At 34.7% G+C, this 26372-nt stretch carries 23 protein-coding genes and 1 pseudogene; 4 read left to right on the top strand and 20 right to left on the bottom strand.

Annotated features, from left to right (window positions below; translation table 11 throughout):
• The 3 genes from BM211_RS21670 to BM211_RS21680 form a co-directional block, all read left to right on the top strand.
• Positions 1-985, top strand: a 985-nt coding sequence (locus tag BM211_RS21670; protein ID WP_141771683.1) for an MSCRAMM family protein, incomplete at its 5' end; no start/stop codon positions are given.
• Positions 986-1255: 270 nt separating this feature from the next.
• Positions 1256-1750: a CcdC protein domain-containing protein gene (locus BM211_RS21675; protein WP_090999513.1), complete on the top strand. Its 495-nt coding sequence runs from the start codon at positions 1256-1258 to the stop codon at positions 1748-1750.
• Between the two features lie 276 nt (positions 1751-2026).
• On the top strand, positions 2027-3892 hold the full coding sequence (locus BM211_RS21680; protein ID WP_090999515.1) for a thioester domain-containing protein: 1866 nt from the start codon (positions 2027-2029) through the stop codon (positions 3890-3892).
• Between the two features lie 306 nt (positions 3893-4198).
• Here BM211_RS21680 and BM211_RS26855 read toward each other — a convergent pair whose 3' ends face one another.
• The 20 genes and pseudogenes from BM211_RS26855 to BM211_RS21780 form a co-directional block, all read right to left on the bottom strand.
• Positions 4199-4348, bottom strand: a complete 150-nt coding sequence (locus BM211_RS26855; protein WP_218160821.1) for a hypothetical protein — start codon at positions 4346-4348, stop codon at positions 4199-4201.
• 172 nt (positions 4349-4520) lie between these two features.
• A complete protein-coding gene (locus tag BM211_RS21685; RefSeq protein WP_090999516.1) occupies positions 4521-5297 on the bottom strand; it encodes a hypothetical protein in 777 nt (258 codons plus the stop codon).
• A 268-nt stretch (positions 5298-5565) separates the two neighbouring features.
• A complete protein-coding gene (locus tag BM211_RS21690) occupies positions 5566-5850 on the bottom strand; it encodes a hypothetical protein (protein ID WP_141771684.1) in 285 nt (94 codons plus the stop codon).
• A 252-nt stretch (positions 5851-6102) separates the two neighbouring features.
• Positions 6103-7143 (bottom strand): DUF5105 domain-containing protein, encoded by a 1041-nt coding sequence (locus BM211_RS21695; RefSeq protein WP_090999520.1) that lies wholly within the window; start codon positions 7141-7143, stop codon positions 6103-6105.
• A 675-nt stretch (positions 7144-7818) separates the two neighbouring features.
• A pseudogene (locus tag BM211_RS27340) lies at positions 7819-8497 on the bottom strand (hypothetical protein); the annotation flags it as partial.
• Positions 8498-8679: 182 nt separating this feature from the next.
• Complete coding sequence (locus tag BM211_RS21705; RefSeq protein ID WP_090999522.1) at positions 8680-9288, bottom strand: hypothetical protein; 609 nt, start codon at positions 9286-9288, stop codon at positions 8680-8682.
• A 179-nt stretch (positions 9289-9467) separates the two neighbouring features.
• Positions 9468-9914 (bottom strand): DUF5085 family protein, encoded by a 447-nt coding sequence (locus BM211_RS21710; protein WP_090999524.1) that lies wholly within the window; start codon positions 9912-9914, stop codon positions 9468-9470.
• Positions 9911-10372 carry a DUF5085 family protein gene (locus BM211_RS21715; RefSeq protein WP_090999526.1) on the bottom strand — a complete coding sequence of 154 codons (462 nt, stop codon included), beginning with the start codon at positions 10370-10372 and terminating at the stop codon, positions 9911-9913. Before BM211_RS21715 ends, BM211_RS21710 begins: the two co-directional genes overlap by 4 nt.
• A 136-nt stretch (positions 10373-10508) precedes the next feature.
• Positions 10509-11246 carry a hypothetical protein gene (locus tag BM211_RS21720; RefSeq protein ID WP_090999527.1) on the bottom strand — a complete coding sequence of 246 codons (738 nt, stop codon included), beginning with the start codon at positions 11244-11246 and terminating at the stop codon, positions 10509-10511.
• 31 nt (positions 11247-11277) lie between these two features.
• Positions 11278-12852 (bottom strand): T7SS effector LXG polymorphic toxin, encoded by a 1575-nt coding sequence (locus BM211_RS21725; protein WP_090999528.1) that lies wholly within the window; start codon positions 12850-12852, stop codon positions 11278-11280.
• A gap of 22 nt (positions 12853-12874) precedes the next feature.
• Positions 12875-13171: a TIGR04197 family type VII secretion effector gene (locus BM211_RS21730; RefSeq protein WP_090999529.1), complete on the bottom strand. Its 297-nt coding sequence runs from the start codon at positions 13169-13171 to the stop codon at positions 12875-12877.
• Positions 13171-13596 carry a YwqH-like family protein gene (locus tag BM211_RS21735; protein WP_035432538.1) on the bottom strand — a complete coding sequence of 142 codons (426 nt, stop codon included), beginning with the start codon at positions 13594-13596 and terminating at the stop codon, positions 13171-13173. Before BM211_RS21735 ends, BM211_RS21730 begins: the two co-directional genes overlap by 1 nt.
• Positions 13596-18113, bottom strand: a complete 4518-nt coding sequence (gene essC, locus BM211_RS21740) for a type VII secretion protein EssC (protein WP_090999531.1) — start codon at positions 18111-18113, stop codon at positions 13596-13598. The genes BM211_RS21735 and essC overlap by 1 nt, the downstream gene beginning before the upstream one ends.
• Before the next feature lie 40 nt (positions 18114-18153).
• Positions 18154-19362: a type VII secretion protein EssB gene (essB, locus tag BM211_RS21745; RefSeq protein WP_035432533.1), complete on the bottom strand. Its 1209-nt coding sequence runs from the start codon at positions 19360-19362 to the stop codon at positions 18154-18156.
• A gap of 214 nt (positions 19363-19576) precedes the next feature.
• The gene (locus BM211_RS21755) at positions 19577-19828 is read right to left on the bottom strand and encodes an EsaB/YukD family protein (RefSeq protein ID WP_090999534.1); all 252 of its coding nucleotides are present in this window, start codon (positions 19826-19828) and stop codon (positions 19577-19579) included.
• A gap of 13 nt (positions 19829-19841) precedes the next feature.
• A complete protein-coding gene (gene essA / locus BM211_RS21760; RefSeq protein ID WP_035432528.1) occupies positions 19842-20354 on the bottom strand; it encodes a type VII secretion protein EssA in 513 nt (170 codons plus the stop codon).
• Positions 20329-23676, bottom strand: coding sequence for a type VII secretion protein EsaA (gene esaA / locus BM211_RS21765; protein WP_090999536.1), 3348 nt, complete (start codon positions 23674-23676; stop codon positions 20329-20331). The genes essA and esaA overlap by 26 nt, the downstream gene beginning before the upstream one ends.
• A 361-nt stretch (positions 23677-24037) precedes the next feature.
• Positions 24038-24334 carry a WXG100 family type VII secretion target gene (locus tag BM211_RS21775; protein WP_035432522.1) on the bottom strand — a complete coding sequence of 99 codons (297 nt, stop codon included), beginning with the start codon at positions 24332-24334 and terminating at the stop codon, positions 24038-24040.
• A 257-nt stretch (positions 24335-24591) separates the two neighbouring features.
• Positions 24592-24780, bottom strand: coding sequence for a hypothetical protein (locus tag BM211_RS26860; RefSeq protein ID WP_141771685.1), 189 nt, complete (start codon positions 24778-24780; stop codon positions 24592-24594).
• 439 nt (positions 24781-25219) lie between these two features.
• The gene (locus BM211_RS21780) at positions 25220-25927 is read right to left on the bottom strand and encodes a class A sortase (RefSeq protein WP_051957283.1); all 708 of its coding nucleotides are present in this window, start codon (positions 25925-25927) and stop codon (positions 25220-25222) included.
• Positions 25928-26117: 190 nt separating this feature from the next.
• Between BM211_RS21780 and BM211_RS27645 the strand changes: the two genes are divergently transcribed.
• Positions 26118-26369 carry a pentapeptide repeat-containing protein gene (locus BM211_RS27645; RefSeq protein WP_371261899.1) on the top strand — a complete coding sequence of 84 codons (252 nt, stop codon included), beginning with the start codon at positions 26118-26120 and terminating at the stop codon, positions 26367-26369.
• Positions 26370-26372 lie beyond the last annotated feature (3 nt).

The raw sequence follows: 26372 nt of genomic DNA on the forward strand, positions 1-26372 counted from the left end.
TACAATTAAAAAGGTTAACGTACAAGTGAATGAAAGCGCTTTATTAGAAGTGGAAAATAAAAAGAAACCAGTACCTGAAGTACCAAAAGAAATGCTAGGATCTTTAAAAATTATGAAATTCGACGAAAATAAACAACCTTTACAAGGTGCTGTGTTTGAAGTGTCCAATGAAAAAGGTGATATCAAAACAAATATTACCTCCGATCATACAGGCGTTGCGGAATTACATCAACTTCCTATCGGCACTTACAGCGTAAAAGAAATTCAAGCTCCAGAGGGATATGTACTAGATCCTACAATTAAAAAGGTTAACGTACAAGTGAATGAAAGCGCTTTATTAGAAGTGGAAAATAAACAGATGCAAGGTGAACTAGAAATCTCAAAAGTGGACTTTGCAGATCACGATAAGATGCTTTCAAATGCTGAATTTACTATATACAATAAACAAGGTAATGAAGTCGCTAAAGGTAAAACAGATGCAAACGGTGTTATCGCATTCAAACTACCTTATGGAACATATACATATAAAGAAACATTAGCTCCAGAAGGATACATACTTAGCGAAAATACTGTCTCTTTTGAAATAAATGAAGATGGGCAAATTGTTAAACATATAGTGGAAAATCAGAAGAAACCAATATCCGAAGTACCAGATCCATCAGAAACTTTGGAATACGAAATTACAGTAGACCCACAGCTTGTAGCGAAAACTGTGAGTACAATACAATCAGAAACTCTAGTTAAGAAAATTACAGCAGACCCACAGCCTGTAGCGAAAACTGTAAGTACAATAAAACAAAAGCAAGCAAAAACTCTGGTTAAGAAAATTACAGCAGACCCACAGCATATAGAGAAAACTGTGAGTAAGAAAACTGTGAGTAAGAACACAAAATCTCTACCATCTACTGGATCAAAGTTCCCATTCTTACCTCTTTTAGGAATTGGACTTATCATTGCTGGAGGTTACACATTAAAAATGAGATAATAAATATATTTTTTTTAACAAAGTGAGAAAAGCACCTTATTTAAGGTGCTTTTTCTGAATCTTTTGAAAATATTAAGCCGAATTTTATGGAACTTCGCTACATTACTTAAATACTTCTATTTTTGGACAGTAAGACCTCCACTGATAGAAGTTCACTTTATTGGTATCCATCATAACTTCAAAATGTTCCAATTAAAACGAATACTAGTGCTCAACCATTTGTAATTCCCATATAAATAATTGAAGCACACTATGTATAGAGGTGAAATTATGAATCCTTCTTCATTTTACTCGATTGTGATTATAGTTGCTGCGTTAGTCTTATGGCGCAGAACTAGGGCCATGTATCGTCCGATTAAAGGAAACGGAATCCGTCTTCTCATACCCATATTATTTCTACTATTACCTAGTATTCCCATAATCCTGAATCCAAATGTACATGCTGCTGCCTGGTGGTGGATTTGTGCAGCTATCTTGGGGGGCCTTTTGTCAATTCCACTTATTTGGACCACTAACTATGAACTCCGATCCGATCAGCATATTTATGCTGTAAGAAACAAGAGCTTTATCATCACCTTTCTCATCGTATTTATTATCCGATTTTTACTTCGTGATTATTTAAAATGGCTAGGTCCAGAAACAGAAGCAGCATTATTTATAACTGTAGCGCTGGGATATATTTTACCTTGGAGGATTATTTCTTTCATCAAATTTCGTCAACTATACAAAAGTCGAATCCGAACTAACGACAACATTGACCTCTGATCACACTGGTCATGTGAACGGAAAGTCCCTTCAGTTCTTCTGAAGGGACTTTTAAAGATTCTGTGATGCATTGATTTTATGTTAACAAAAGGTGCTTTCATATACTGAAAACACTTTTTTAACAGAATACTAGGGTCATTTTCACGACATTTCTCTATTTCAGAAAATTACAAAAACTTACAAAAAAACCACCTATTCTCTTTTTCGAACAACAAGTACAATAAAAGTATAAGATTTTCTATCCATAAAATTTGATAAATGGTGGTGGAGAATGAAATGAAACAAAAAATGTTAGCAAAATGGGTTTGCATGTTCAGTGTGCTTATTATGTTGCTAGGAGTTTCTGTTCCACAAGTCAAGGCCGAAGTTATTCATCGGGAAAACTATCAAATGAATTGGAGTTATAGTAAATCAACAGGCAAAGAAGTTAAAGCGGCATTATTCAAAACTGGATCAGGAAATGTCGCCTATTGTTTAATACTAGGCTTACGTACCCCTAACGGTGAGGATTTACCAGAAATGGGGAACGCAAGTGATCCAGTATATCGTATACTCTTACACGGATATCCACAAAAAAGTCTTGCCGAATTAGGTGTATCTACCATCGCAGAAGCACATTATGCCACCCAATTAGCGATATGGATTGCTATGGGACAATTACAAGTAGATGATCTAGTACCCCAAAATCAAAACGTACATACTCTTATGAAACAATTAGTCAAAAAATCTAAAGATGAGTCAGAAACACAAAAGATTGTTTTCAATGTAACCCCTGCTGATCCCCAAACCGCAAAACAACATGGAGACTATTTAGAAACAGGTCTATATACAATTCAAACAAACGCAATTTCTGGAACATATACAGTTCAAACTGAAGATGCACCTCAAGGAACCCAAATCTTAAATGAAAACGGGGAAAAGAAAACTACATTTTCTATCAATGAAAAATTTAAAATTTTGATTCCTAAAAATACACCTAGTGGGGCTTTCAAATTCAAATTAAAATCAACATTAACGAATTTACAAGCAATTGCCTTTGATGGAGGAAAAGTCGTTCAAAATATAGGCGTATTACTACAAAGAAGTAGCGAAAACATGAGTACAGATTTAGTCGTAAATTGGGAAACACTAGGATCTTTACAAATTATGAAATTAGGAGAAAAGAAACAACCTTTAAAAGGTGCTGTATTTGAAGTTTCAAGTGAAAAAAGTGATATCAAAAAAAATATCACTACAAATGAGCAAGGCATCGCTGAATCGCATCAACTTCCGATTGGAACTTACATCGTAAAAGAAATTCAAGCGCCTGATGGCTATATATTAGATAATACAGCTAAAAAAATTGAAATAAAGACAGGTGAAACTGCTTTATTAGAAGTTAGAAATGAAAATATACAAGGACAACTAGAAGTATCAAAAGTCGACAGTGCAGATAACAATAAGAAACTTCCAAATGCTGAGTTCACGATCTATGATATGCAAGGAAAAGAAGTGGCAAAAGGGAAAACGGATCAAAACGGTACTGCCACATTTAAACTTCCTTACGGCAAATACACCTACAAAGAAACTCTAGCTCCTGATGGCTATGTTATTAACGATGAAACCTTTTCCTTTGAAATCAAAGAAGATGGGCAAATTATTAAGCATACAGTAAACGATAAAAAGATTTCTGGAGAATTACTTATCTCAAAAGTTGACAGTGCAGATAACAATAAGAAACTTCCAAATGCTGAGTTCACGATCTATGATATACAAGGAAAAGAAGTGGCAAAAGGGAAAACGGATCAAAACGGTACTGCCACATTCAAACTTCCTTACGGCAAATATACCTACAAAGAAACTCTAGCTCCTGATGGCTATGTTATTAACAATGAAACCTTCTCTTTTGAAATTAAAGAAGATGGGCAAATTATTAAACATACAGTGAAGGATCAGAAAAAGCAAACATCAGGAACACCAGATAAACCACAAACTCCAAATAATAAATTTTCAACAACTACGCAGCAGCTTATAGATAAACCTATAAGTAAGAATAGAAGGTACCTCCCATCTACTGGAATGAAACTTCCGTCCTTACTTCTTTTGGGAATCGGATTTATTATTGCAGGAGGCTATCTGTTAAAAATGAGGAAAAAAGTGTAATAGAAACTATGATAATATATAAAAAACAAAAGAAGATCATCAACGATATAGTAGTTGATGATCTTCTTTTCTCTTTCAATGGACTTTTTTTATGCCCTCAGATTTATCCCGCTATTCGTGGGCAGTAAGACCCCCACTGATGGAAGTTTCACTTTATGAGACTGTTTTGTTATTTTCACTTTATTTATGTAATAACTATATTTTTGTGGATAAACTGAAGTTTCATTTGAAAAGAAATAAAAAAACATCGTTCCAAACATAAACCCTATAGCCTAATCGGGACTTAAGCGATCCTTGCATATAATTTTAAATTTCTCTAAATCCTCTTCTTTTATTTTTGTCATCCACTAATCCCGCTTTCAGTTCAATATAAATCACCAAAACTTCTTTCATATTAAAATGATGTCTTCTTCGTACATAGAAAATCAGTTTACGATTAGCATTTATAAATCTCATTTCAGTTTTTGTTTCGCTTTTGTTCTTCTCTTCTTCTATTTGCTATAAATTCTTAACATTCCTTTTTGTGTTGCTCCCATGTGATATTAAATGACGGAAATTTAAACCGACAGTATGCCAATAGGACGAATTCTGCAGATCTAATAGCAACTGCATATAATACTCATTTCCTCTATGCCTTCCGTTTCGATTTACTTTTTTTATTTTTCTTTTGGTATCTTGGAGTTTCTCTTTTATGTTGCTCCCACGATGTGTTAAATGACGGAAATTTAAACCTACAATAAACTAATAACTGAAATTCCGCTGCCCCGATGGCTATGGCATACATTAAAATAGTCCCTACCACATACAGAACTACAGTATCCAACCCATAATCATTATGAAAATAAATCAAAATTAGAAGAATTAGTGCGTATATTATAGCCCACTTCATCATAGTTCCTTTTGTGTTACTAAAAAATGAAGCAGATCTTTCATCCATACTAAACGCACCTTCACTCGCTTGTTTAAACGTATCAATCGTTGTCACAATATGAACAATCACTGCTCCTAAAAATAATAAACCCGCATACATTATTGTAATCTGGTCAATTGATTTATTAGCTATTTTAGTAACAATCAAAGCTGTGAGTCCTATTGTTGCCATTTGGAATGCATATAATAATACGCCAAGTGTTTGTAACTTTTGAAATTTAAATTGAGCTTTCGGAAATGAATATAAAATTAAAAGGATTATTTGTAAGCTATATAATAACACTTCTAACTTAACAACTCCTATATCAAAGAGAAGCATACAGTAATCCCAACCACTTGGTAAAACAATAGAAAAAATGATTATTGAACTATATAGTATTCCTCCAAACATCAAACCCATAACACCTTCAGGGCTTAAACGATCTTTACATGTCATTCTAAATTCATCTAAATCTTCTTCTTTTATATTCCACATTATTTATCTGCACCTTTCGTGTAGTTTAATTACTACTATGTTTTTAATTACCTATTTAGTGCCTTTTCCAACACTAATACCTAGACTTTTTTCTCCAAGTACCTACCTCTATTTTTCAGAATTTTAATTTTCAAACCATCTGCACTTGCTTTCTCCTTTTGTTTTAAAACTTGCATGTGGCAGAAAAGGGCACTGACGCTTCTATGTATGGCTAGATGCTCTCACCCACCAAAAAAGAATGGTTTTATGTCAATTTTTTAATTTAGATTTATATGGTAATATTCTCCTTTACATAATAGTATACTTCATCTTTTCCTAAAGCTGGTTCGTTACTTACATACTTGATGTTGAAAATGCTTTGGTCGTTTAAAGCCACTGCGTTACGATATGTTATTAAATCAATTACTTCTGGCATCCTTGGAATTGTCTTTGAATGCTCTCCTTGCCATGATTCCTTAAAGTTTGCTGGATATACGTCTTGTAGGAATATTCTCTCTGGAAGCGGTGGTAACCATGGTCTTGGCAACGCATGTGTAGAAAGTTTTTTAGCCACTTTAATACAGAATGTTTTTTAGAATTAAGTTTCATAAAAAGGGCAAGCTTTTAAAGCTATTAGAAGGTATATGAGGTATTACATTAACAAACAATTCAAAAAAAAAAAAAAAATTAAACAACCTTAGTCCTGTTGAATTTAGAACTAAGGCTGCTTAATGAAAATACACCTACTCTTTTACTGTCTATTTGACAGGGATAAGACCATAATACTAGAACCATCTTCTCTATAATTAAAACTCTCAAAAATATACTATTGAATAAATGCGTTCAATAGTATATTTCCATACTCGTCACTAATACGCCATTGATTTCCCTCATGTTTCTTCATACCAATTGTTATAGTCTCTTCAGTATTCGAAGTTTTTGTCTCAGATAATATTGACATTTCATAATCAAATAGTTTTTTTCTTAATTCGAAATATTCAATGTTTGGATTTTCACCTAAAATCCTATTTTTTTCACTATCAACCTTTGAATGCATCTCACTTATCATGAGTGGCTTCACTTTTAACTCTACCTCTGTTGTCTTTCTGTCAGCAGATACAGCTACAGCCTTTGCTTCAAATTTAGTATTCTTCTGCACTGCTTTCCTCAAATTTTTATAATAATTTTCAAATTGTTGTTCATCAATGTCATAATAAATGCCTAGCATTGAAATAGTTTTAAAGTTCTTTTTTACCTTACCCGCATATTGTTGACCATCTTCACCTGATAATTTCTTAAGTTTTTCAGCATCCTTATCATAAAAAGTAGTATTTATATAAGCACTTAACGCTTCAGCTGGTTTATCTAAATCTTTTGCTTTCTTTGCTAGTTCTTTTCCATCAATTTTAAAAGTAATTTTCTCTTCTTCTTCCTCATCTGGATCTTGGCGACCTTTTTTATAAACCAGTTCATATGAAGAAGCATCTTTTGCGTCAAAATATAATGACCCTGACACTTTTTTTTCTTTATCCACTTCGTCAGATCGTAATGAATCATCATCGCTTGAAGAATATTCTTTCATTTCTTCATCTTTTTTATAAAGCTTAAAGTCTTTTTTAGATATATAAAAAGGCTTATCCCCTATATTTTTTAAGTTTACTCTTACTTTAAGAATTTTATCGTTTATGTTTTTACCAAATCTTTCTGGTAAAACATATTCAGCACTTTCAAGCTGAAGTTCAACGCTTTTTGTTTTTTCTTTGCCTCCAACTCTAGATCCCGTTACCTGTGACGAACCACATCCACTTACAATACCAATTGTAAGAAGTGATGCAAAACCAACCATTATAACTTTTTTTAATTTCACAAAAAACCTTCCCCTTTACTTAAAATGTTAAAAAATCAACATATAGTATACTTTACAATATATTGGTTAATTTTTCATATAATAATACCACATTACTATCAAACTAAAATAAAGTGAAACTTCTATCAATGAGGACACCATCCCCCACCTATCTCTTGATCAGTGGACTTTTCACATCAACATATTGCAAGCCCTCATCACCACTAAATATATAGTAAATCGTAAAAATCATCCCAACATATATATATAAATCCAAATTAAAAACTTGACATAACCCCCTTTTCTTTTCAGATGGTCGAAAGCGTCTGGCCATGCTTAGAAGCAGTCAGTTCCTTTTTCTGCCACGTGCGAAGTTTAAACAAAGAGAGAAAAAAAGTAGCAGGCTATTTTTTTCTTGGCATGGCGTTGACTTGTTTGTTGGAAAGTCAAGTCGGATTTATACATATAATTCGCAAATACTTCAAATTTTATATTCAATATTAATTTAGCCCTCTTTATTTCCTCTAAAAACACTAAATATGCTGATAATGACGAGATTAAAAGAAATACACTAGCTCCTATACTCTCGTATGTTTTAAAGAAAATAGGAGCAACTATTACTCCTTTTCACGGTAGTGATTTACAAACTGTCATTAACTGTATATGTAATCTATTTGGATTTTTAGGATGTAAAACTTATTTTATTTCTTTGACTTTTTCCTTTTCCTTCTCTTTATAACGCTTTATGAATTCCTGACGTTCTATTTCATGTTTTTCCCATGAAATAGAAAATGATAGGAATTTAAACCTGCAATAGGCTAATAATTGAAACTCAGCTGCACCTGTGGTTGCCGTGTACATTATTAGAGTCCGCCCGCATACAATCCTAAAATCTTTGGCATATAATCATTATGCACATAAATTAAAGTGAGAAGAGTTAACGCATACATTACAGCACACTTAGTTGCATTCGCCTTTGTTTTATTAAAAAATAAAGACGCACTAAATGCCCCTTACTTACCTTTCTAAAGGTATCAATAGTCGCTACAATATGAACAATGACTGCTCCTAATAATAATAATAAACCTGCATACATTAATGTAGTTTGGTCAATTGAATTATTAGCCATTTCAGAAACAATTAACAGTGTGAATAATATTGTTGATTGTTGGAATGCATATAATAACACGACAAGCGTTTGTAATTTTTGAAATTTAAAACGAGCCTTTGGAAATAAATATAAAACTAAAAATAGAATTTGAAGGCTATATAACACAATTTCAATCTTAAAAATTGTTCTAACAAAAAAAGTGGTATAGTAATCCCAACCTCCTACCATAAACCCTGTAGCACCTTCAGGACTTAAACGATGTTTACTGTATAGAGATACTAAAGCTCTTTAATTTTATTTTCAGAAAGGCAATAACCTCCTATCATATTGTTTGATGGGAGGTTATTGCAGTTATTTTAAATCTGTTTTTCGTTTTAATGGTTTCGATTTTTGCAAATAATAATGTAGTTTAATTTGAGAAGCGAATATTTAAAACATATCCCTTCTTAATCTGCTTTCGTATACTCTTCTCTAGGGTCTAAGTGTACTTTACCCTTGTATATAATGACTTTAAACTTGTCTTTCATTTTTGCCTTATCAAACACTTCTTGTTTGACTGGAATTGATTCATACTTTCCGTTTACTAGAATATCTAACTCATTTCTTGGGAATACATAATAATATGTTCTTTCTAACTTAAAGACTACGGTAGCTTCCTTTTGTTTCCCGTTTTTAATTAAGTTATCTTCTTGCCATCCTTCGATTATGCCCGTTATAGCAATGAAGAGAAAGAAACAAGCGATTCCAATAAAGATACGTTTTCTAGTCTTTTTCTTTTCTTCTTCACTCTTAGGCTTCGTTTCATCAATCTGTGAGTTAACCTGTGCTAAGATTTCTTTTATTTCTTCTATCTCTTCTTTTACTTCTTCTAGTTCTTCTTCATCTAACACCATGTCATAAATCTCGACATTGTCTTCTATCCCACCGAAATGCAAAGACTTACGTTTGTTTTCTTCCATTTCTTGCAACTCTTCTTTTTCTAACTCAAACTTGTAATGAACATTGCCTTCTTTGTCTACTATTCGAATGATAACGAATTCTTCTTTCTCCAACATCTGACCTACCCCTCTTAGAATAACCCTTTTCTTAACTATAAAAATACCAAAATATCCTCATTTTCATCTGCCCACTTGTGCTTGAAGAACACCTTTCTTCCCCTCGAAAATAACCCCATGGACCCCATCCAAATTAAGGTAATAGTAGCACCATTAGTTAAAATCAAAGTCTTCATAGGTTATCCTTGAATATCTACTGCAATTTTCAAATCAACATACTGTAGGCTTTCATCACCACTAAATATATGATAGATTGGTGAAACCATATCAAGTTGATTATCTTCCATGTACTGAAACATCTCAGCATACGCATACTCTGTTAATTTTTCAAAATCTCCTGCGTATCTTTTCATTAGCATGTTATCAACGTAATAATAACTTTGAAACTTCATTGTTTCCGATTTAGGAATACTACTCTCATGTACTGGCATAAATAATTCAATAAACATATCTCCATCTGAGGGCACATTTTTCAACGCATAAAACATTGGACCTTTGATTGTTAAATTCGCTTGCGCAATTTCTTTCAATAAATCTTCTATCGCTTTTTCCATATCAGTATAGTGAAAGAAATATTCTCTCGAAACAACATTTGTATAAGCAATACTTTGTTCTTCAATCATCATCGCGCCAATTCACCTACTTCAATAATAGGAGCATAAATATCCAACCACATATCACCATACACATCTAAGCATACATGGTAAAATCTACCATCTAATTTCATATGATTTTGTTCAGCAAACTCATTTAAAACACGATAAGCGTCTTCAATATCGCCATCTTCATCTGAAAATCTAACACAAAGCGCTTCTTCAATAACAATAGCGTCAATATACTCATACGGTGAACCCTCTTTCATATTCACTCGTCCATTTACTGGAACGCAATACATATATTCACCATATTCCGGTTCATTCTCTAATGGTGAATATGTAAAAAGAACTGGTCCTATTGGATATATATCATTATGAACTACTTGATTTCTAAGCGCGATAGCTGGTAACAACCAATCGTCTTTTTTTACAATTTGAGTGATACTAATTAAATTTAGCATTGACAATGCTTTATAGTGAACTTTCATAAACTCTACCCCTTATACAGTAATTTATTTCTTTCGTCATAAATAAATAAAAATTAGTTTACGATTATCATTTATAAATCTCATTTCATTTTTTGTTTCGCTTTTGTTCTTCTTTTCTTCTATTTGCTATAAATTCTTAATATTCCTTTTTATGTTGCTCCCATGTGATATTAAATGATGGAAATTTGAACCGACAATACGCCAATAGGACGAATTCTGAAGATTTAATAGCAACTGCATATAATATGAATGTCTGCAAGGTATACAATACCATTGGTTTTAACACAAAATTAATACTTACAAAAATCAAAATTAAAAGCACTATTACATAAGTAACCATTCCAATCAACACACGTGAGTTTGAATTAGTAAAAAATGAGATAGCCTCACCTTCCAATCTATCCCCTCCATGTTTGACCTTTCTAAAGATATCAACTGTGGCTACAATATGCATAGCTATAGCTCCTAATAATAATAAACTAAGATACACCAACGTGTTGTTATTATAAGGAAAACCAAACATATCTCTAATGACTAAAGCCATAAATGGTAATGTACACAATTGGATTGAGAAAAATAAAATAACAATTGTTTGGAACTTTTGTAATTTAAAAGCAACCTTTGGAAACATGTATATAATAAGGAAAATGAACTCTAAGATATACAACTTTGCCTCAGTTCGTACAACTATTTTCTCAAAAAGACTTAAAGAAATCTTATCACCATTCAGCAAAACACCTAAAAACATGATCAACATTGGTATAGAAGTATATGCAAAAACTCCCCCCAAAAAAAATCTTATTTTATCGGGGCGTAACCGTTTTCCATTTATATCCTTTAAAAAGTCTAAATCTTCTTCTTTTATATTTCTCATTCATTTATCCTACTTTCTAATGTTATACAAATTACCAAAATATTGATTTCAATTTTTTAAGAGCCGCTTTCCCATTGTCCACTGTTGAGTTTGCCATTTTCATAACTTCTTTATAATTCCCAACCCTTACATTATCATAAAAATCTGCCCCCCATTTTACCAATTTCTTTGTTCCGCTAACCACACTTTCCCCACCAAGCATATCAGATTTCGTATTCACTAGTATCGAACCAACTACACCTACCGCTGTTCCTATCGCTGCTCCTGCTACTGTTCCAAGTGGCCCCAAAGCAGTCCCAATTACCGCTCCAGTTGCTGTTGCTCCAGCTGCAAACGCAAAGTCAACACCTGTATCTAATACAACATCCCTTACATCCTGTAGTTGGAATCCATTGGCTTGTGACTTCACAACATTATCTACGACTGTAAGCGCCGTTCCAGCTATTGCTACACTCTTAAAGATTGTGCCAGTAGTTTTGAGGTCTTTGAATGTTTCTGGCCATTTCTTATAATTAAGATCGGTAAAATTTTTTAAAAATTCAGTTTTAAACGAACCTTTCCATTTGTCCCCGAGTGTTTTTAACACCCCTTCTTCCGCACTAGTCATCCTAAAGTCTTGCAACGCTTCAAATTCAGGTAATTTATAAATATCTTTTTTCGCCTGTGCTATTGCAGTTCTTGTTACTTCTCCATAATCAATTTTAAATTTATCTTGAAAAATAAATTTAATAATAGCATCTTCATTTTCATCTACGGTTAAAAGCTTCAAAATTTTTACCATATCACTCTGCTTGAGGGTTTTCAATATATGTGCTCCTTGTCCTTCTAGAGCGTTAATATCAAATTCAGAACGGAATCCAAGGATTCGTTCCATATAACCCATACGTAACGCTACAGAAAAGAAACTCATTACAAGTTTTTTCCCCTTACCAGTCCATCCCGCAGTTTTTTTTAGCGAAGCGACAATACCTGCAAACCATCCCTCAGGTAAAATTTTCTCTGCCGCACCAATAGAGAAATCTCCACCATTGGCTTGGACTCGATTCATTCCATCATCTAGCTCACGCATCATTCCATCAAAATCTTGTAGATCCTGTTGTTGACTGTTATACGCCTCTAATTTTTCTAATGTATCACTGATTTCTTTTTGGCTATTTACAGCCCCTTCCGTAATCCCTGATGATGATGGATATTGAATTGGTACAATGTCACTAATCGTCCCCACTGTTTGTTGCGCTTCTTCATTAGAATGATTAAATGCTTCACTATATCCATTAACTTTTTTCTTTACCTCATCTAAATAACTACCATAAATTTTCACATCTCCATCACTGTCGACTGAACTATTAAAATCTTCAATCGCTTTTTGAAATTGAAGATTTAGCCCTTCCGCTATAACCATAAATGCAGAGATGATACCTCCTCCGTGAACTGTAGATAAATGCTTTTTAATTCCATCAGCTGTTTTCCCTTGAAAAGAGTTAATTTCCGTAAAATCACCTATTTTTTGTATTAAAGATTCCAGGTATTGATTCAACTCATTTGTACTTGCTTGAAATCTACTTTGAAGCTCTTTTACTTCCTGTAACTCAATATTTTTATCCATGCTTCTCCCCCCCTATTTACTATTACATATTATGATGAGCTGAACTGATTCTCAATTGTCTTTCAAGTTGTTCATCTTGTTCAACCATTTTTTCTCCAGCTCGTTGAATTTTATTTAAATCATTTTCTAAAAGAGTCTCATACTGTTGCACCTTTTGAGATAACTTTTCTATCGCTTCACAATATTTAGTTAATCTATCCAAGTTGGTACGAGTCAACTTCATATCATTAAACTTTGTTTTCCCTACATCACTCGCACCACTTTTTAGTTCACTTACTTTCGAATCAAAGACGGCTTTATTTAACTTAATTTCGCCCATTATCCATTCTCCTTCTTCTGTTTTTCAACTTGAATATTATCGTTCACAATTGAAACACTTTTATTTAATGAAGAAATCGCTGATTCACATGAAGAAATTTGTCCATCAATTTTTTGAATCTCATGTTCAATATCTTCTTTTACTCTATCTAACTCGCTTATAAATCTTCCTAAATTAGAGAGGACTTGTTCTTGATAGGTGGACTTGAAAGTAGTTGCTCTTTGTCCTTTCCACATACCATCATTAATTTCTAGTGATTTAAATTGTTGCTCGTTTTGCCGAATGGATTCAATATTATTTCCAAATTGTCCTTTTGCTTGTACTAATCGTTGTTTTTTTAGCTGCAGAGCCGCTAAATGGCTCTGCTGCTGACTAATGCTACTAAGTAAATTTGCTTTCTGACTATCAAGTTGCGATAATTCCATTAATATCCCCCCTGAATAGTTGGTACCTTAATTTTTGTCGCATATCTATCTTTTATAAAGTATCCTTCAAAAGGATTTAACTTCGTACTACTTGAATCCTTATTGGATACATCAAACGCCATTTGTCCAGATGATTTTCTTAACAAAATAATGTGCGATTGTGTTTTGACTGCTTTTGAAGCTGAATCGTAGCGGCTATCAATCGCATCGACATCACAACCAATGACAAAATGGATTCCCATATATGCACCATTCGTAATCAATTCTGCTAAGCGATATGTTTCACTATCTTCTACACTACTAACAACATCATTTAAGTCTGCGATGACGATAACAATTGGCTTGAACTTTTTAACATAGTCTGCTGGATTTATCGTGTCATTTGAAGCTTCTTGCTCTTCTTTAAATGCAGCTTCCCTTGATCTATAAGCACCTTCGATTTGCTGAATCGTTTTTTCTATTCCTGCTTTGTCAGCTACATATAAGGCTGTTTTGCCCTTAAAGTTTGAGAATGTTTGTGCTCTTGAATCTACAAGACCTACATCAAATCCCTGACTTTCAAGTAATTGGTGAGTAAATTGATAAATCATATTTTCAATTTGGTCTTTTTTTATTCCTGCTACAACAAGGTTTGAAGCTTCTACTAAATCTAATTTCATTGGTGTGACATTCTCAGTTTCAACCCCAAAGGATAGTTTACGAGCTTCCATAATTTTTCTCGTTTCTGGCCATGCAATAAATTCTTTATATTCCAAGATCTCTGGTACCATCGGAATGGCTTTTGGTTTTGAACCAGTCCAAAACTCGTTCATATCTCGCCCTTCAGCTTGTATATGCTCAATTACACCGAGCACATCTTCTCCTTCTGTTGGCATACAAGTTTGGAACACTGTCGGGTCTTCGATTTTTATTAGACCGCGACCAAATACTTCTTCGATTTTCAAATCAGTACGGCCTACGATTGCTCTAGGTTCTGTATCATCGATCATATAGAGAGCAATTTGTGCCTTAATATTCGTATTCACCTGTATTCTCAATGCATTTTGACGCATAGCCGATAATAGTAAATGAATTCCTACCGCGGCACCTTCACGAACGATTTGTGCAATCAGGCGTTCAAAATTATCAACAAATGCTGCCTCTTTCACTCCATCATAATTATCTAATGTAATGAGTATTGTCGGCAATGTTTCACCACTAGCTCGTTCATACATTTCAAGATTAGCAACGCCGTATTTGCTTAATAGTCGCTTTCTTTCCTTAAGCGTTTCTTCTATACGACGGATAAATTTCTCGCATTTTTCTGCTTGATCTAGCGTTATGATATCTGCTACGTGCGGTAGTGTTTTTAATGGCATTAATCCATTTGTTCCAAAATCAAGCAAGTACACATGCAAATGCTCTGGACTATGCTGACGTACCGCATCCATAACGACTGTTTGTAAGAAAGTTGATTTTCCATATCCTGGACTTGAGTAGACTGCAACGTGACCGTCTTTACTTATGTCTAATGTAAGCGGTGTTTGCGCTTGTAGTTCAGGCTGGTCTAGTAAACCAACTGTTGCTTGTAATGGTTTCTTTTCACCTGACCATGCTTCCTTAAAGTTTACTGGATGTAAGTCTTGCAGGAATATTCTCTCTGGAAGCGGTGGTAACCACGGTCTTGGTAATGCTTCGATTCGGTTTTCTTCTGTGTAATCATGAATGTAATTGATAACCGCATCAAGTTCAGTTGGTACAGTTGTGATTTCTGTTTTATCTCCGAGTCCACTCAAGTCCTCACTCAAAATCTCATACTGTCCAAGCTCATTGATCGCATAAACAGTCGTATCTAGCTGTTCTTGATCATCTTTGTCTTCAATATAATCCGCCCCGCTCCATGCACTTTGGAACAGTTCATAAATTTCGTTATTTCCGACTTGTAAGTACGCTCGCCCTGGAAGTGTAATTTCTGCAGCGTCTGGTGTTTTTAAGATTTCATTACTGTCAGATGCATTTTGTACTTTTAGTGCTAATTTGAATTTGGAGTTACTCCAAATTTGATCATTTACGACCCCGCTCGGTTTTTGCGTTGCTAAGATTAAGTGAATTCCTAGGGAACGACCGATACGTGCTGTTGATACTAATTCCTTCATAAAGTCAGGTTGCTCTGCTTTTAATTCCGCAAATTCATCCGAAATTAAGAATAGGTGCGGCATTGCTTCTGTCACTTTGCCTTGTTTGTATAGTTTTTGATATTGGTTAATATGGTTTACATCGTGTTCGCCAAATAAGCGTTGACGTTTTTGTAATTCTGCTTTAATCGATGCAAGGGCACGCATACTTTGGGCGCCGTCTAAGTTCGTAATTGTTCCTAATAAATGCGGTAGGTCCTTAAATAAGTTCGCCATTCCCCCGCCCTTATAGTCAATAAGTAGGAATGCTACTTCATACGGATGGAAGTTCACCGCAAGGGATAAAATGTACGATTGAATAATTTCTGATTTACCAGATCCTGTTGTACCTGCGACTAATCCGTGTGGTCCGTGCGCTTTTTCATGTAAGTTCAAGTTGACGATGTCATCTTTACCGCGTAAGCCGAGCGGTACAGCTAAGCTCTTAAATGTTTCATTTTTCGCCCAGCGTCCCTTAATGTTTAATTCGTGAACTTTTTCAACACCGTACATTTCAAGGAATGTAACACTTTCTGGAATACTGTTTCTTAAGTTTTGCAAGTGATTCAGCGGTGCTAATGCACGAGAGATATCTTCTTTGTTGAAGCCATCTGGGAAGTGATCAAGCGTAAAGTGGCGATTTACTAATTCCCCTTTTTCTAACATGATGTTCCCGTTTTTCGCATCGCGAATATCTATAACTGTTTTTACGTGTTCTGGTAAACTTTGCATCACATCTTCTACAAAGATGAGAGATACACCAAGTTCGCTTGGGTCTTCATTAAAGAATTCCATTACACTATGATCTAAAATTAGTTTTTCATCTGTAATCAATACAACGTAATGAGGTGCAAAATACACTTTTTCTTTGGAGTTGCCTTTCTCTTCCACAGCTAACTTACGTTCTTTCAAAATTTGATACAAACTGTTCAATACTTGATCTCGGCTTCGGTCATGATAAACGAACCCGCGAACATTAATATCTCGTAAACTCGCATGCGGTAACCAACGCATCCAATCCCAGCTTGCTTTTTCTTCTTCTGGGAAAATCGTAATGAATTGTAAGTCATAATAACTATGAAACAGAGCTGTCTGCATAACGAGCATTTGCAGCTGTTCGATTACCAATTTTCGTTGTCCAATATAACCTACTGGGCCGTTTACTAAGTCGGTCACAACCGGTACATTCTTTAAACCCTCATATTGCGAACGTAGGTCTTTTGCAGCTTCTACTAATTCATCTTTGTTTTGCGTAAACTCTTCTTCGCTAAACTTAATCTCAAAACTAGAATCAACACGCCCGAGTCCAACGCGATATGTTAAGAAGTCATGGTGTAACATTGTTTTTTCATAGACTTGAGAATCTACTCTTACTGCCATATCACGAATTTGTTCAATGTTTGGATAGTGATAATCCAGAGCGTGCCTTTGTTCTTCACTTGCAGCATACAATTCTTGTGTTTTCTGCTTCAAATAATTTTGATAACTTTCGTTCCGCTCTTTCGTCTCAATTCTGTATTTCTTTAAATTCTTTAAATACGTGGTTAATGAAATAATTACCGTTACCACTGTCATCCCTAGTGAAGCGAGAATAAAAATTCCGCGCGGCTGAAAAATTGCAATGACTACAGTCAACACAATCATCACAATCGGCGGCACGATCATCTGCGCCAGTTGTTCACTTGGTTTTGACGGCAAATGAGATGGTTTTCCAATCGTTAGCTTTTCCTCTGGCTCACGGTAAATAATCCGCGGGGAACGATGATAATTTGGATATTCTTCCCCAAAATCATTATCAGCTTCGATTAAAGGTGTTAATTTTGTTGTAATGCGATTAGATGAAGCCAATATTTGAATATCTTCTTTTCCAACTTTAATTGTTACACCGTCAAAATAAAGCTGGTCACCTGCCTCAAGCATTTCCTCACCAGTCATACGGAAAAAGTTGTGATATACATAGCCGTCATTCACAATGACTTTAAAACAATCCCCTAATGTTTCACGGATGAACAGCAAGCTAGCTTTCATGTTCTTGATTATTACGTCATCGCGATCCGTTGCGCCAAACGAAATACTATATTTGGACGCTGTATCATACACATACTCTTCTTCTGCATCCGTCAAGTAAAAGTGCATTTGTTTTTCATTAGTGATATCTACTGTCACATGTTCATTTACATGTAAGGCTTCATTCTCAAGATTCCATACTTCGCCATCCCATTTCACCACTACACGCGTTTCTAAGTCCGTGTAAGTAACGGTATCGGACCATTCATTTCCGATTGTGACTAATTCACGTTTTTTCGGATTAAGATGACATTTATGCAGTTGATTGCCGTAACTAATTGTTAGTAGTTGTACCATCTCTATCTCCCGTTTCTTTTATTTTTATTTCGTATGATGTTTAGTTTGCTTTATTTCCTGATGGATTTTTATTTGATAAGTCACCTGAGGAATCCGTATTGTATTTCTTTTGGTAATCTTCCAACTCTTTTTGATATTTTTGTACTTTTTCTTCACGCGCCGAACCAGTTAATTTCGGATTGTTTTTCACTTGTTCGATTTGTTTAATTAACCCGTACATAATCAATTGCGGGTCATCTATATATTTCGCAAGATCTAAAGATTTAGAGAAATCTCCGCGCCCGTTGTAGATCCAATATAGTAAATAACTTTTATCACTTTTTAGACTCACATTCTTCATAATTGCTGCTTTTTGATCATCTGTTAATTTTTCTGCTTTCACGTATGAAGAAGCTAAAACATATTTAGAGGCATCTGGTAATTTCTCAGGATCTTGTTCCTTTAAAGTGCTAATTACTTTATCGTAGTCTGTCGCTAAGAAATTTTTATCTGCTTCTAACAATTTATTTTGATACGGCATTTTTACAAAGCTGAAATAGCCAAGCGGTACAGCAAGAACAACAGAAGCAACAATCATCGAAATAGATAATCGTTTAAATAAACGGAATCGTTTTTTCGGCACAAGTTGCATATTTTTCTCTGTAGTCGTTTGTTCTCTTCTGTACTGATCATTTAACAACTTTACAAGGTCATCAAATGTACTAACATCAACAACACTACGATCAAACGCTGTATCCTTCGCATTTTCCAATGAACCAGAATACAACTCATCAAAACTATATTTCTTCGAGAATAGCGCAACAACTAAACATTTATACTGGCGTAAAAATTTTGCATCATCTAAGCGATATGGTGGTACGATATCACGAATACCACGATAAACAAGATATGGCATATAATTGTCATCGAATACGATATTGTCTGGATGAAGAAAGAAAGTTTTTCGAGTTTGTAAACACTCTTGAAAGCGGGCAACGTTAAGCAATAGTCGCAGTTTATCGTTTTTACCTAGTTTTTGTACATCTTGCCATTCTCTTGTTTGTTCCTTAACGTTGAACTCAAATGTAAACATATCTTCATGATCTTCTACTGTAGCCGGTACAAAGAAATTAGATTTTTCCGTAATTAACTCCAATTGCCGTATATCCTTCACACGCGTCTGCGATTTTGATAACTTCAATTTCCGTACATGCTCAGTCGTTTCAAACAGATAATTCATCGAATCTAGCTGAATCGTTCTTTCTGTCATAGTCCTTTACTCCTCTTTGTCATGTTCTTTTCTATATAAATCCATTTTGATTTTCCCACATATAAGTCACTGCTATGTAGAAATGTCCTACTCTTGCCCTCTACCTTTGTTTCAAACATCGCACGTGGCAAAAACAGGCACTGACCGCTCCAACACACGGTCAGTTGCTCTTGTCCACCTAAAAGAAAGGTTTTTTTATCAATCACTTATGTTTCTATAAAACTTTCAATATATCCCCGTCCGTTACTTGATAATCACCCAACCGATCATCATCAGTTAATAACAGTTCTTTATTAACAACCTTAACAGCGCAGCGCGAAACTTCCATCACATCAAGCTTCAACGCCTCAGCAATATTCATAAGTAGCTGCTTGATGGGCTGATGGGTAGGGATGCGCAGATCGTATAATCTGCCATTCCCTTTATTAAAGTCAATGGTGACATTAATATGTGTTTGTCCTGCCATACGTTCTTCTCCCTTATCGCCAAATTTTCCGTATTACAACATAAATACCACAGCAAATTGCTAATACCACAGCAGCTAGGATTCCTATCATTTGCTTACTAATAGGATCCGTTTCTTGTTGATTCGTATTTTGGCTAGCGTTAACAGCTGTGCTAACCGTATAATTTTGCGCAAACAAGCTGTTCTGTCTGTCCTTCACAGTTGTATCCTTCTTGTTTGATGTCACAAATAATGAGTCATTTAATTCTTTCGCGATGCCCTCTATGTCTTTTTGCTTCTCTTTAATTGCATCTTTTGTTTGTTCTTTAAACAAGTCTGGTGCATATTTATCGAGTTCAGTTTCTTGGTTTTCCTTTTGTTCCTTTTCAATTTTTTCCTGGTTCGTCTGTTCAACACGATCCGTTTTCAAATCCATCTTCCCGTTATGTTCAAGATAGCTATCCGTCTCAGCGTGAATGGACACCGGTGTAAGAATAAGCAACAAAAAAGCGGTAATGAAACTAGCCCGCATGAGAATCAGCTTCATGTCCATCCCCTTCTTCTTTCCGGTATTTGTGTACGACAAGCAAGTTTGCCACAAGGCCAATAACAGCAAATGCAATTAAGCCATACATAATAGTCAGCGAATCTGCTCGGTCGTTTGCGAAACCAGTAAGCATACTTTCAATATATTGGAGCGGTGAAAATTCACGTATTTTAGCAGCAGTCGACATTTTATCAAGGTTCAATCCAACTGCATCTGTCAGGAACAGATACAGGCTAAATGTAGCTAGTAGAATGAACATTCCGATCATTTTCATTTGGCGTAATAAGTAGCCTGAAATGAGAACCAACACTAACATAGTGATGGTAAAAATGCTGATCCATACTAAGAATTTCGCATGACCAATTTTCAATAAATAGCCTGAAATGCCGCCAATTAGAATCCCTTCCACAATTCCAATACCAACTTGAACAGTCGTAGTTGGCACGTTTTTCAATACCAATGACAACTCTTCCTCAAAAGCGCTTTCTTCTATGCGCTTTCGTTCTTGATTTGAAATGACATAAGCCGTAAATAGAGAAACAATGAAGCAAATTAGTACTAATAAATATGGTGTAAACGTATCTGCGGCTACAACAACACCATCATTTTTTGTTTGCACTGGATTTGCAAGGAAGCTATATAAGTTTTCATTTTGTCGCTCGCCAACACGGCTATTCGCTAGAACCTTTGTGAAGTTTTTCAAGAAATCTTTATCGTCAAGCACTTTCTTACTAAAATCGATCGAAAGCCCTGTCGCCTGCTTCACTAATGTATTTCCACTATCTTGAATTGCCTTCGCTTGGTTATCGATATTATCAAACGTTTTATACACATCGTCAGCTGATATTAAGTTACCCTTCGATTGATCCGCCAGTGTTTGACTTTGTGCAAAAATAGACTTGAATGCCCCGTCTAACGCAAGCGTTGCCGTTTGCTCACCATCGCTATTTGTCACAACTTTTCCTTGCTGTTCAATTAACTTACGGCTTGTTTCACGCCATGTCACTAAATCTTTTAGGGCCTGCGTAAGATCTGTATTCATCACACTAGCTTGCTTAGTTGTCTGCTCAATTGCACTTGTTAAGTCTTGAGATTTTTCACCTGCTTCCTCAACCAATTGACTGTAAGCATCTACTTTGGTTTTCAAATCTGTTTTTTGTTCACCTATTTTTTCTGTCGTTTGCTTAGCAACATATTCTGCTAGTAAGTTAATTGCATCACCTTTGTGGAACAGGTAGTATAATGTATATGTTTCTGGGTCTTGACCTTTTTCACTGGCTATATCCGTAAGTAATTTTTCGCTAAAATCTGGTAAATCTTTTGATGCATCAATACCGTAATACAAGTTATACAAGCTAGATAGTTTTTGATAATTTTTAATCGTCTCTTCAACTGCTTGTATAAGTTTATTAGTCGTATCCTGATTCTGATCTAACGATGACATAACTTGGTGAGTGATGTAATTATTATTTACAGGTTTCCAGCCATCCTCTGTACCCGTTTTTTTATCTTTTGTAGGAGGCTGCTCTGTTTGTGGCTGACTAGTACCGTTTTGCGGTTGACTGTCACTTCCTCCTGGCTGACTACCACCGTTTTGTGGTTGACTATCACTTTTCTCTGCCTTCTTCAAAGAATCCGGATTAGCGATTGCACGCGATTGACTTAATATAGGCGGTTCAGATGGTGTTGGTTTTATGACAGGTGGTAATTGAGTTAGAACATTATCCGTATCCTCTTGTGTCAAATTCCAACTCCAAGTTACAGGTTCAAAGATAGAAATATCACTGTTAGCGTCTTTTAACCGTAATGTCACCTTGATCACAAAATCACTTTTTTCTGTAGCTGGTAAAACAATTTTTTTATTTTCAAGGTACTCCTGAGTATAATCTTTTTCTTCTCCAATAGTCAGTTTCACACTTTTCACTTCATAATCGTCTGGTACATTTAATGTGATATATTGTCCTGATTTTTTCATAGCTGGTAGTACTGCTTTATCCGTTACGTCAATACCATTACTTGCCAGATTATCCTTCACATCTTTTACCATTTTCGTAAGCGGAATGCTATTCTCACTTCGGTTAGGTGTATAAGGTTTTTCCGAATTATATTTCTTCGTAATAGCAATAACATTTTCCAATTCTTTTTTAGTCCCATCTGATAAACCGATATTTCGAATATCATTTTCCTCTAGCGATGGCAACCCATCAATAAGCTCTTGGATTTTTTTATTCATATGCTCATCGGGTTTACTAAAAAAATTACCTTCAGAGTAATCTGGAATGTCCTTCTTCAGCTTGTCGGTTATTGCTGTCTCTAGGTCTGGCCCCAATTTATTGGCCAACTCTGTGCTATAATCACGAACTTTTTGACCGTTATCATCAAAATACTTTTGAATAGCAGCTGAATCCGATAAAATAGTAGGCTTTTCTTCCTTCAACTGAAATTGATCATAGATTACTTTATTCGCTGATTCTAAATTAGTAAATCGCTGCAGTATATCTGTCGTACTCATCCCTTGGTCAAACTGAGCCAACTGCGTCGTGAAGTCTTTTACAACAAGGCCATTCGCTTCCTTCATTTTATTGAAATCACCAAAGGTTGTCTGATATGTTTGATTGGATTTCATACCCTCATTTAAATTGTTGCCAAACCCGTTTAAAATCTCTTGTAACCCTTTAAAACTGCCTTTCGATACACCTGTTTGATCTTGCACACTTTTAAACTGCTGTGTGTAACCAGCTAGTGGGCTATGAACCTCATCATTGTACATATTGCTGTAAGTTTGTTCTTTTTTTACAAGAGTTGTAATGTTATCCTGTGCGTTTTGCAAGTTTCCAATAATACTAGCGAAATAAACATCGATAATTCGGCGGTTAAAATCTTCAAGAATTGAACTTGCTGTTTTTTCCGCTTCTGCTTTCACATCATTATTACCAGTTGCATTCACTTTGTAGTTAAGCGTCACTTTTTCCGGTGCATTCGACTCAATTGATAATGCTCTTTGTGAGAAATCGTTCGGAATAACGATCATCATATTATAAACGTTACGTGCTAGTCCGCTCTCCGCTACCCCGCGGCTAACTACATACCAATCATGGGTAGTATCTTTTTCAACACTCGTAATAAACTCATTACCAAATTCAATCTTTTTGCCACCCAGGTTTGCACCTTGATCTTCGTTAACTAGCGCAACCGTCATTTTTTGCGTGTCTTTATTATCCTTTCCTTTCTTCACTTGATTCAGTGCTAGAAAGGAGGTTCCGGCAGACAACGCAAGCGTCAGTATAATAAAAAATACTACGCTCCATTTTATTTTTTTCACACATCACCACTCCTGCTAGTAAAACTCTTTGTCTGTGTACTGTTATTCGTTTACTTCTAGTGGTCACTCTTTTCATGCCCACGATAAGGTAAAACTTTTATTAATAGGAGGCTTATTGTCCACAAATAGCGAGATAAATGCAGACAAACTTCAAGCTACCTTATACTTTTTTACTAAGCATTTATATTTATTTCTTAATATAATCCTAAGAAAAACTGTGGTACATACCTTTGTTTTACAAATAAATCCAAAAAAGCAAGCCACGCAGCACTTGCTGCGTGGCTCACTACTAGGAGAATTAACTCGCGCTCGTTAATATGTAAAGCATGAAAAATCCCCTAATCTACTAACATCACCGTAATTAGCTAAGTCCAAAATTACGAGATAAATCTTCATCATGTCGAGCCACAGCATCTGCTGTATCTTTCAATTGTCTTTCGATGTCATGTAGTAATTGGGCAAAGTTTTTTACCTTTGGTGCTAAGTCGATAAATTGTCGGTCAAAGCCTTCAAATGCACGACCTTCCCATTCTCCGCGTAAGTCGCTTTGTAAGCGTGTTAAATCATTTAGAATGTCCTCAATTTGATTACCACCATTACCATAACGAGCTGCTTTTGATTTCAGCTCCTCTGGGCTCATACGAATTTGTCCAGCCATTTATATTCCTCCTATCAATTTATGAAAATTGTAAAATCAACTATAATTTTACTAATACTATTATAACAATAGTCACAAAAGTATAAAACCCTTTTTGTATACAAAATATCAAATATTGGTAAAATTCTTTTATAATTATGGGACCTCATACCCCTTATCCCCCAGCAGGAGGGATTATGTATCTTCTTCAAGAGATACTGAGCATAAATGATAGTAGGTTTATATAATCTTGTTACTTCATTATTTTAAACAAACATTCAGGAAATTATAGGATAAGGATGATTTCTCTTTTGTCGGTAACGTAAACAAATTGCGCTTGATTTCTTTCTGCTTTGCACACGTTTTTGATACATACGAAGTTGATTTTCATTCATGACTTCTATATATACTTGTAATGTATGGAGAATTTCTTGTTGAAGTGGTTGCAATCGTTTTTCAGTACGCATGGCCGTATATAACTAGCAAATATAGAAGTTTGTTGTATTGTAGAGATTTTTTGCGTTTTAACACATTTCTAGGAAGTAAGGGTATAACTTATAACCTTTCTTGATCTTAATTTGGTAGGTTACATATTCCTTTTTTAGATTTCATTCCCACCTCCTTCTTTCCTTTATTATACCATAAAACGCTAGAAACAGAACATACATTCGTAATTTTTCAAAAATATTTTTACGGATATAACGGCAATTTATCCCCACCTTGCCCTAGCTTTGAAGATAGATTTTTCTTGCTCAGTTTCCGATAAATGAAAATTATATTGAGAACTATAACCAAACAAAAAGAGACTTAATGAAATAATCGTCTCGGTACTTTTATTAATTCGATACATCGATTGTTCCTTTGATTATGTTTTGCAAGCAAAACATAACTAAATTATTGAAACTCTCAATAACTTGTTAGTTGAGACCTAACTTTCCCATCTACCTCTTCTAGCTTTTTCTTTGATTCTAATACCCCTTTTACTACTAATCTTGTTTCCCCTTTATCGTCATAACAACTTATCAACGTTACTTCATTTAATCCATTCTTATCATCCATTACATGTGTTTCTTTTGGAGAAATAACATCTTTTGAAGTTGTTTTATACGTATATACATACTCCTTATCTGTTACATATATTAAATCTCCTTTATCCATATTTCTTGTAGGTGTAAATAATAACTCTTTATTTCTCATACTATGACTACCGAGTACATAGTTTCCCACACCCATTGTCATATTTGGTTTTAAAGTACCTGCACCTAGCATCATTGTCTCATAATTTGTACCGTATAAAATGGGGAGTTTAATATGTACATTCGGAATGTAAATCAACCCGATAATCAGATTTGTATCTAATTTACTTTTTACAGAATTAAAATCCAACTCGTCTACGCTTTGTACACTATCGTAATCAAAAGCATTTACCTTTTTACTTGAACTATCTAAGTTCTCTTTTATCTCATTTGTAGTTATTTTGTTATAGTTTTCTTCATACGATTTTTCTAGTTGTTTAGGGATTACATAATAATTAAAAAGAGGTTGGTACACAATCAAACCAATACCAGTTACAAAGATTAATCCAATTAACACATATAAGAATTTTTTTCTCATATTAACTCTCCTATTAAAATATAGTTCACCTGTAATAAAGAAACCTTCATACTTATGCATGAAGGTTTCTTTATTACTATATTAAGTATTCTTCCTACGTCTTACAATAAAGAATGAAACTAATGCCCCACATACTAACAATGTACCAATAAGAGTAACTGTTAAATTATTAGTTTGATTCATCTTAGGAATTTCTTTTTGTGGTTGCTTAGGCTCTTGCTTAGAAGATTCTTCTTTAGTAGATTCCTCTTTAGTAGGTTCTTCTTTAGTAGATTCCTCTTTAGTAGGTTCTTCTTTAGCAGGTTCTTCTTTAGTAGGTTCCTCTTTTTTAGGTTCTTCTTTAGTAGGTTCTTCTTTAGTAGGTTCTTCTTTAGTAGGTTCTTCTTTAGTAGGGATTACCGTTACAACATTAGAATCTGCCGAAGCGTTATCGTTTAATTGAATA

The organism is Bacillus sp. 491mf, assembly GCF_900112415.1.
GTDB lineage: Bacteria > Bacillota > Bacilli > Bacillales > Bacillaceae_G > Bacillus_A.

Coding starts and splice junctions, on each gene's coding strand:
- BM211_RS21675 (WP_090999513.1), top strand. CDS start 1,256: ATGAATCCTTCTTCATTTTACTCGATTGTGATTATAGTTGCTGCGTTA.
- BM211_RS21680 (WP_090999515.1), top strand. CDS start 2,027: ATGAAACAAAAAATGTTAGCAAAATGGGTTTGCATGTTCAGTGTGCTT.
- BM211_RS26855 (WP_218160821.1), bottom strand. CDS start 4,348: ATGAGATTTATAAATGCTAATCGTAAACTGATTTTCTATGTACGAAGA.
- BM211_RS21685 (WP_090999516.1), bottom strand. CDS start 5,297: ATGTGGAATATAAAAGAAGAAGATTTAGATGAATTTAGAATGACATGT.
- BM211_RS21705 (WP_090999522.1), bottom strand. CDS start 9,288: ATGTTGGAGAAAGAAGAATTCGTTATCATTCGAATAGTAGACAAAGAA.
- BM211_RS21710 (WP_090999524.1), bottom strand. CDS start 9,914: ATGATGATTGAAGAACAAAGTATTGCTTATACAAATGTTGTTTCGAGA.
- BM211_RS21715 (WP_090999526.1), bottom strand. CDS start 10,372: ATGAAAGTTCACTATAAAGCATTGTCAATGCTAAATTTAATTAGTATC.
- BM211_RS21720 (WP_090999527.1), bottom strand. CDS start 11,246: ATGAGAAATATAAAAGAAGAAGATTTAGACTTTTTAAAGGATATAAAT.
- BM211_RS21725 (WP_090999528.1), bottom strand. CDS start 12,852: ATGGATAAAAATATTGAGTTACAGGAAGTAAAAGAGCTTCAAAGTAGA.
- BM211_RS21730 (WP_090999529.1), bottom strand. CDS start 13,171: ATGGGCGAAATTAAGTTAAATAAAGCCGTCTTTGATTCGAAAGTAAGT.
- BM211_RS21735 (WP_035432538.1), bottom strand. CDS start 13,596: ATGGAATTATCGCAACTTGATAGTCAGAAAGCAAATTTACTTAGTAGC.
- essC (WP_090999531.1), bottom strand. CDS start 18,113: ATGGTACAACTACTAACAATTAGTTACGGCAATCAACTGCATAAATGT.
- essB (WP_035432533.1), bottom strand. CDS start 19,362: ATGACAGAAAGAACGATTCAGCTAGATTCGATGAATTATCTGTTTGAA.
- BM211_RS21755 (WP_090999534.1), bottom strand. CDS start 19,828: ATGGCAGGACAAACACATATTAATGTCACCATTGACTTTAATAAAGGG.
- essA (WP_035432528.1), bottom strand. CDS start 20,354: ATGAAGCTGATTCTCATGCGGGCTAGTTTCATTACCGCTTTTTTGTTG.
- BM211_RS21775 (WP_035432522.1), bottom strand. CDS start 24,334: ATGGCTGGACAAATTCGTATGAGCCCAGAGGAGCTGAAATCAAAAGCA.
- BM211_RS26860 (WP_141771685.1), bottom strand. CDS start 24,780: ATGCGTACTGAAAAACGATTGCAACCACTTCAACAAGAAATTCTCCAT.
- BM211_RS21780 (WP_051957283.1), bottom strand. CDS start 25,927: ATGAGAAAAAAATTCTTATATGTGTTAATTGGATTAATCTTTGTAACT.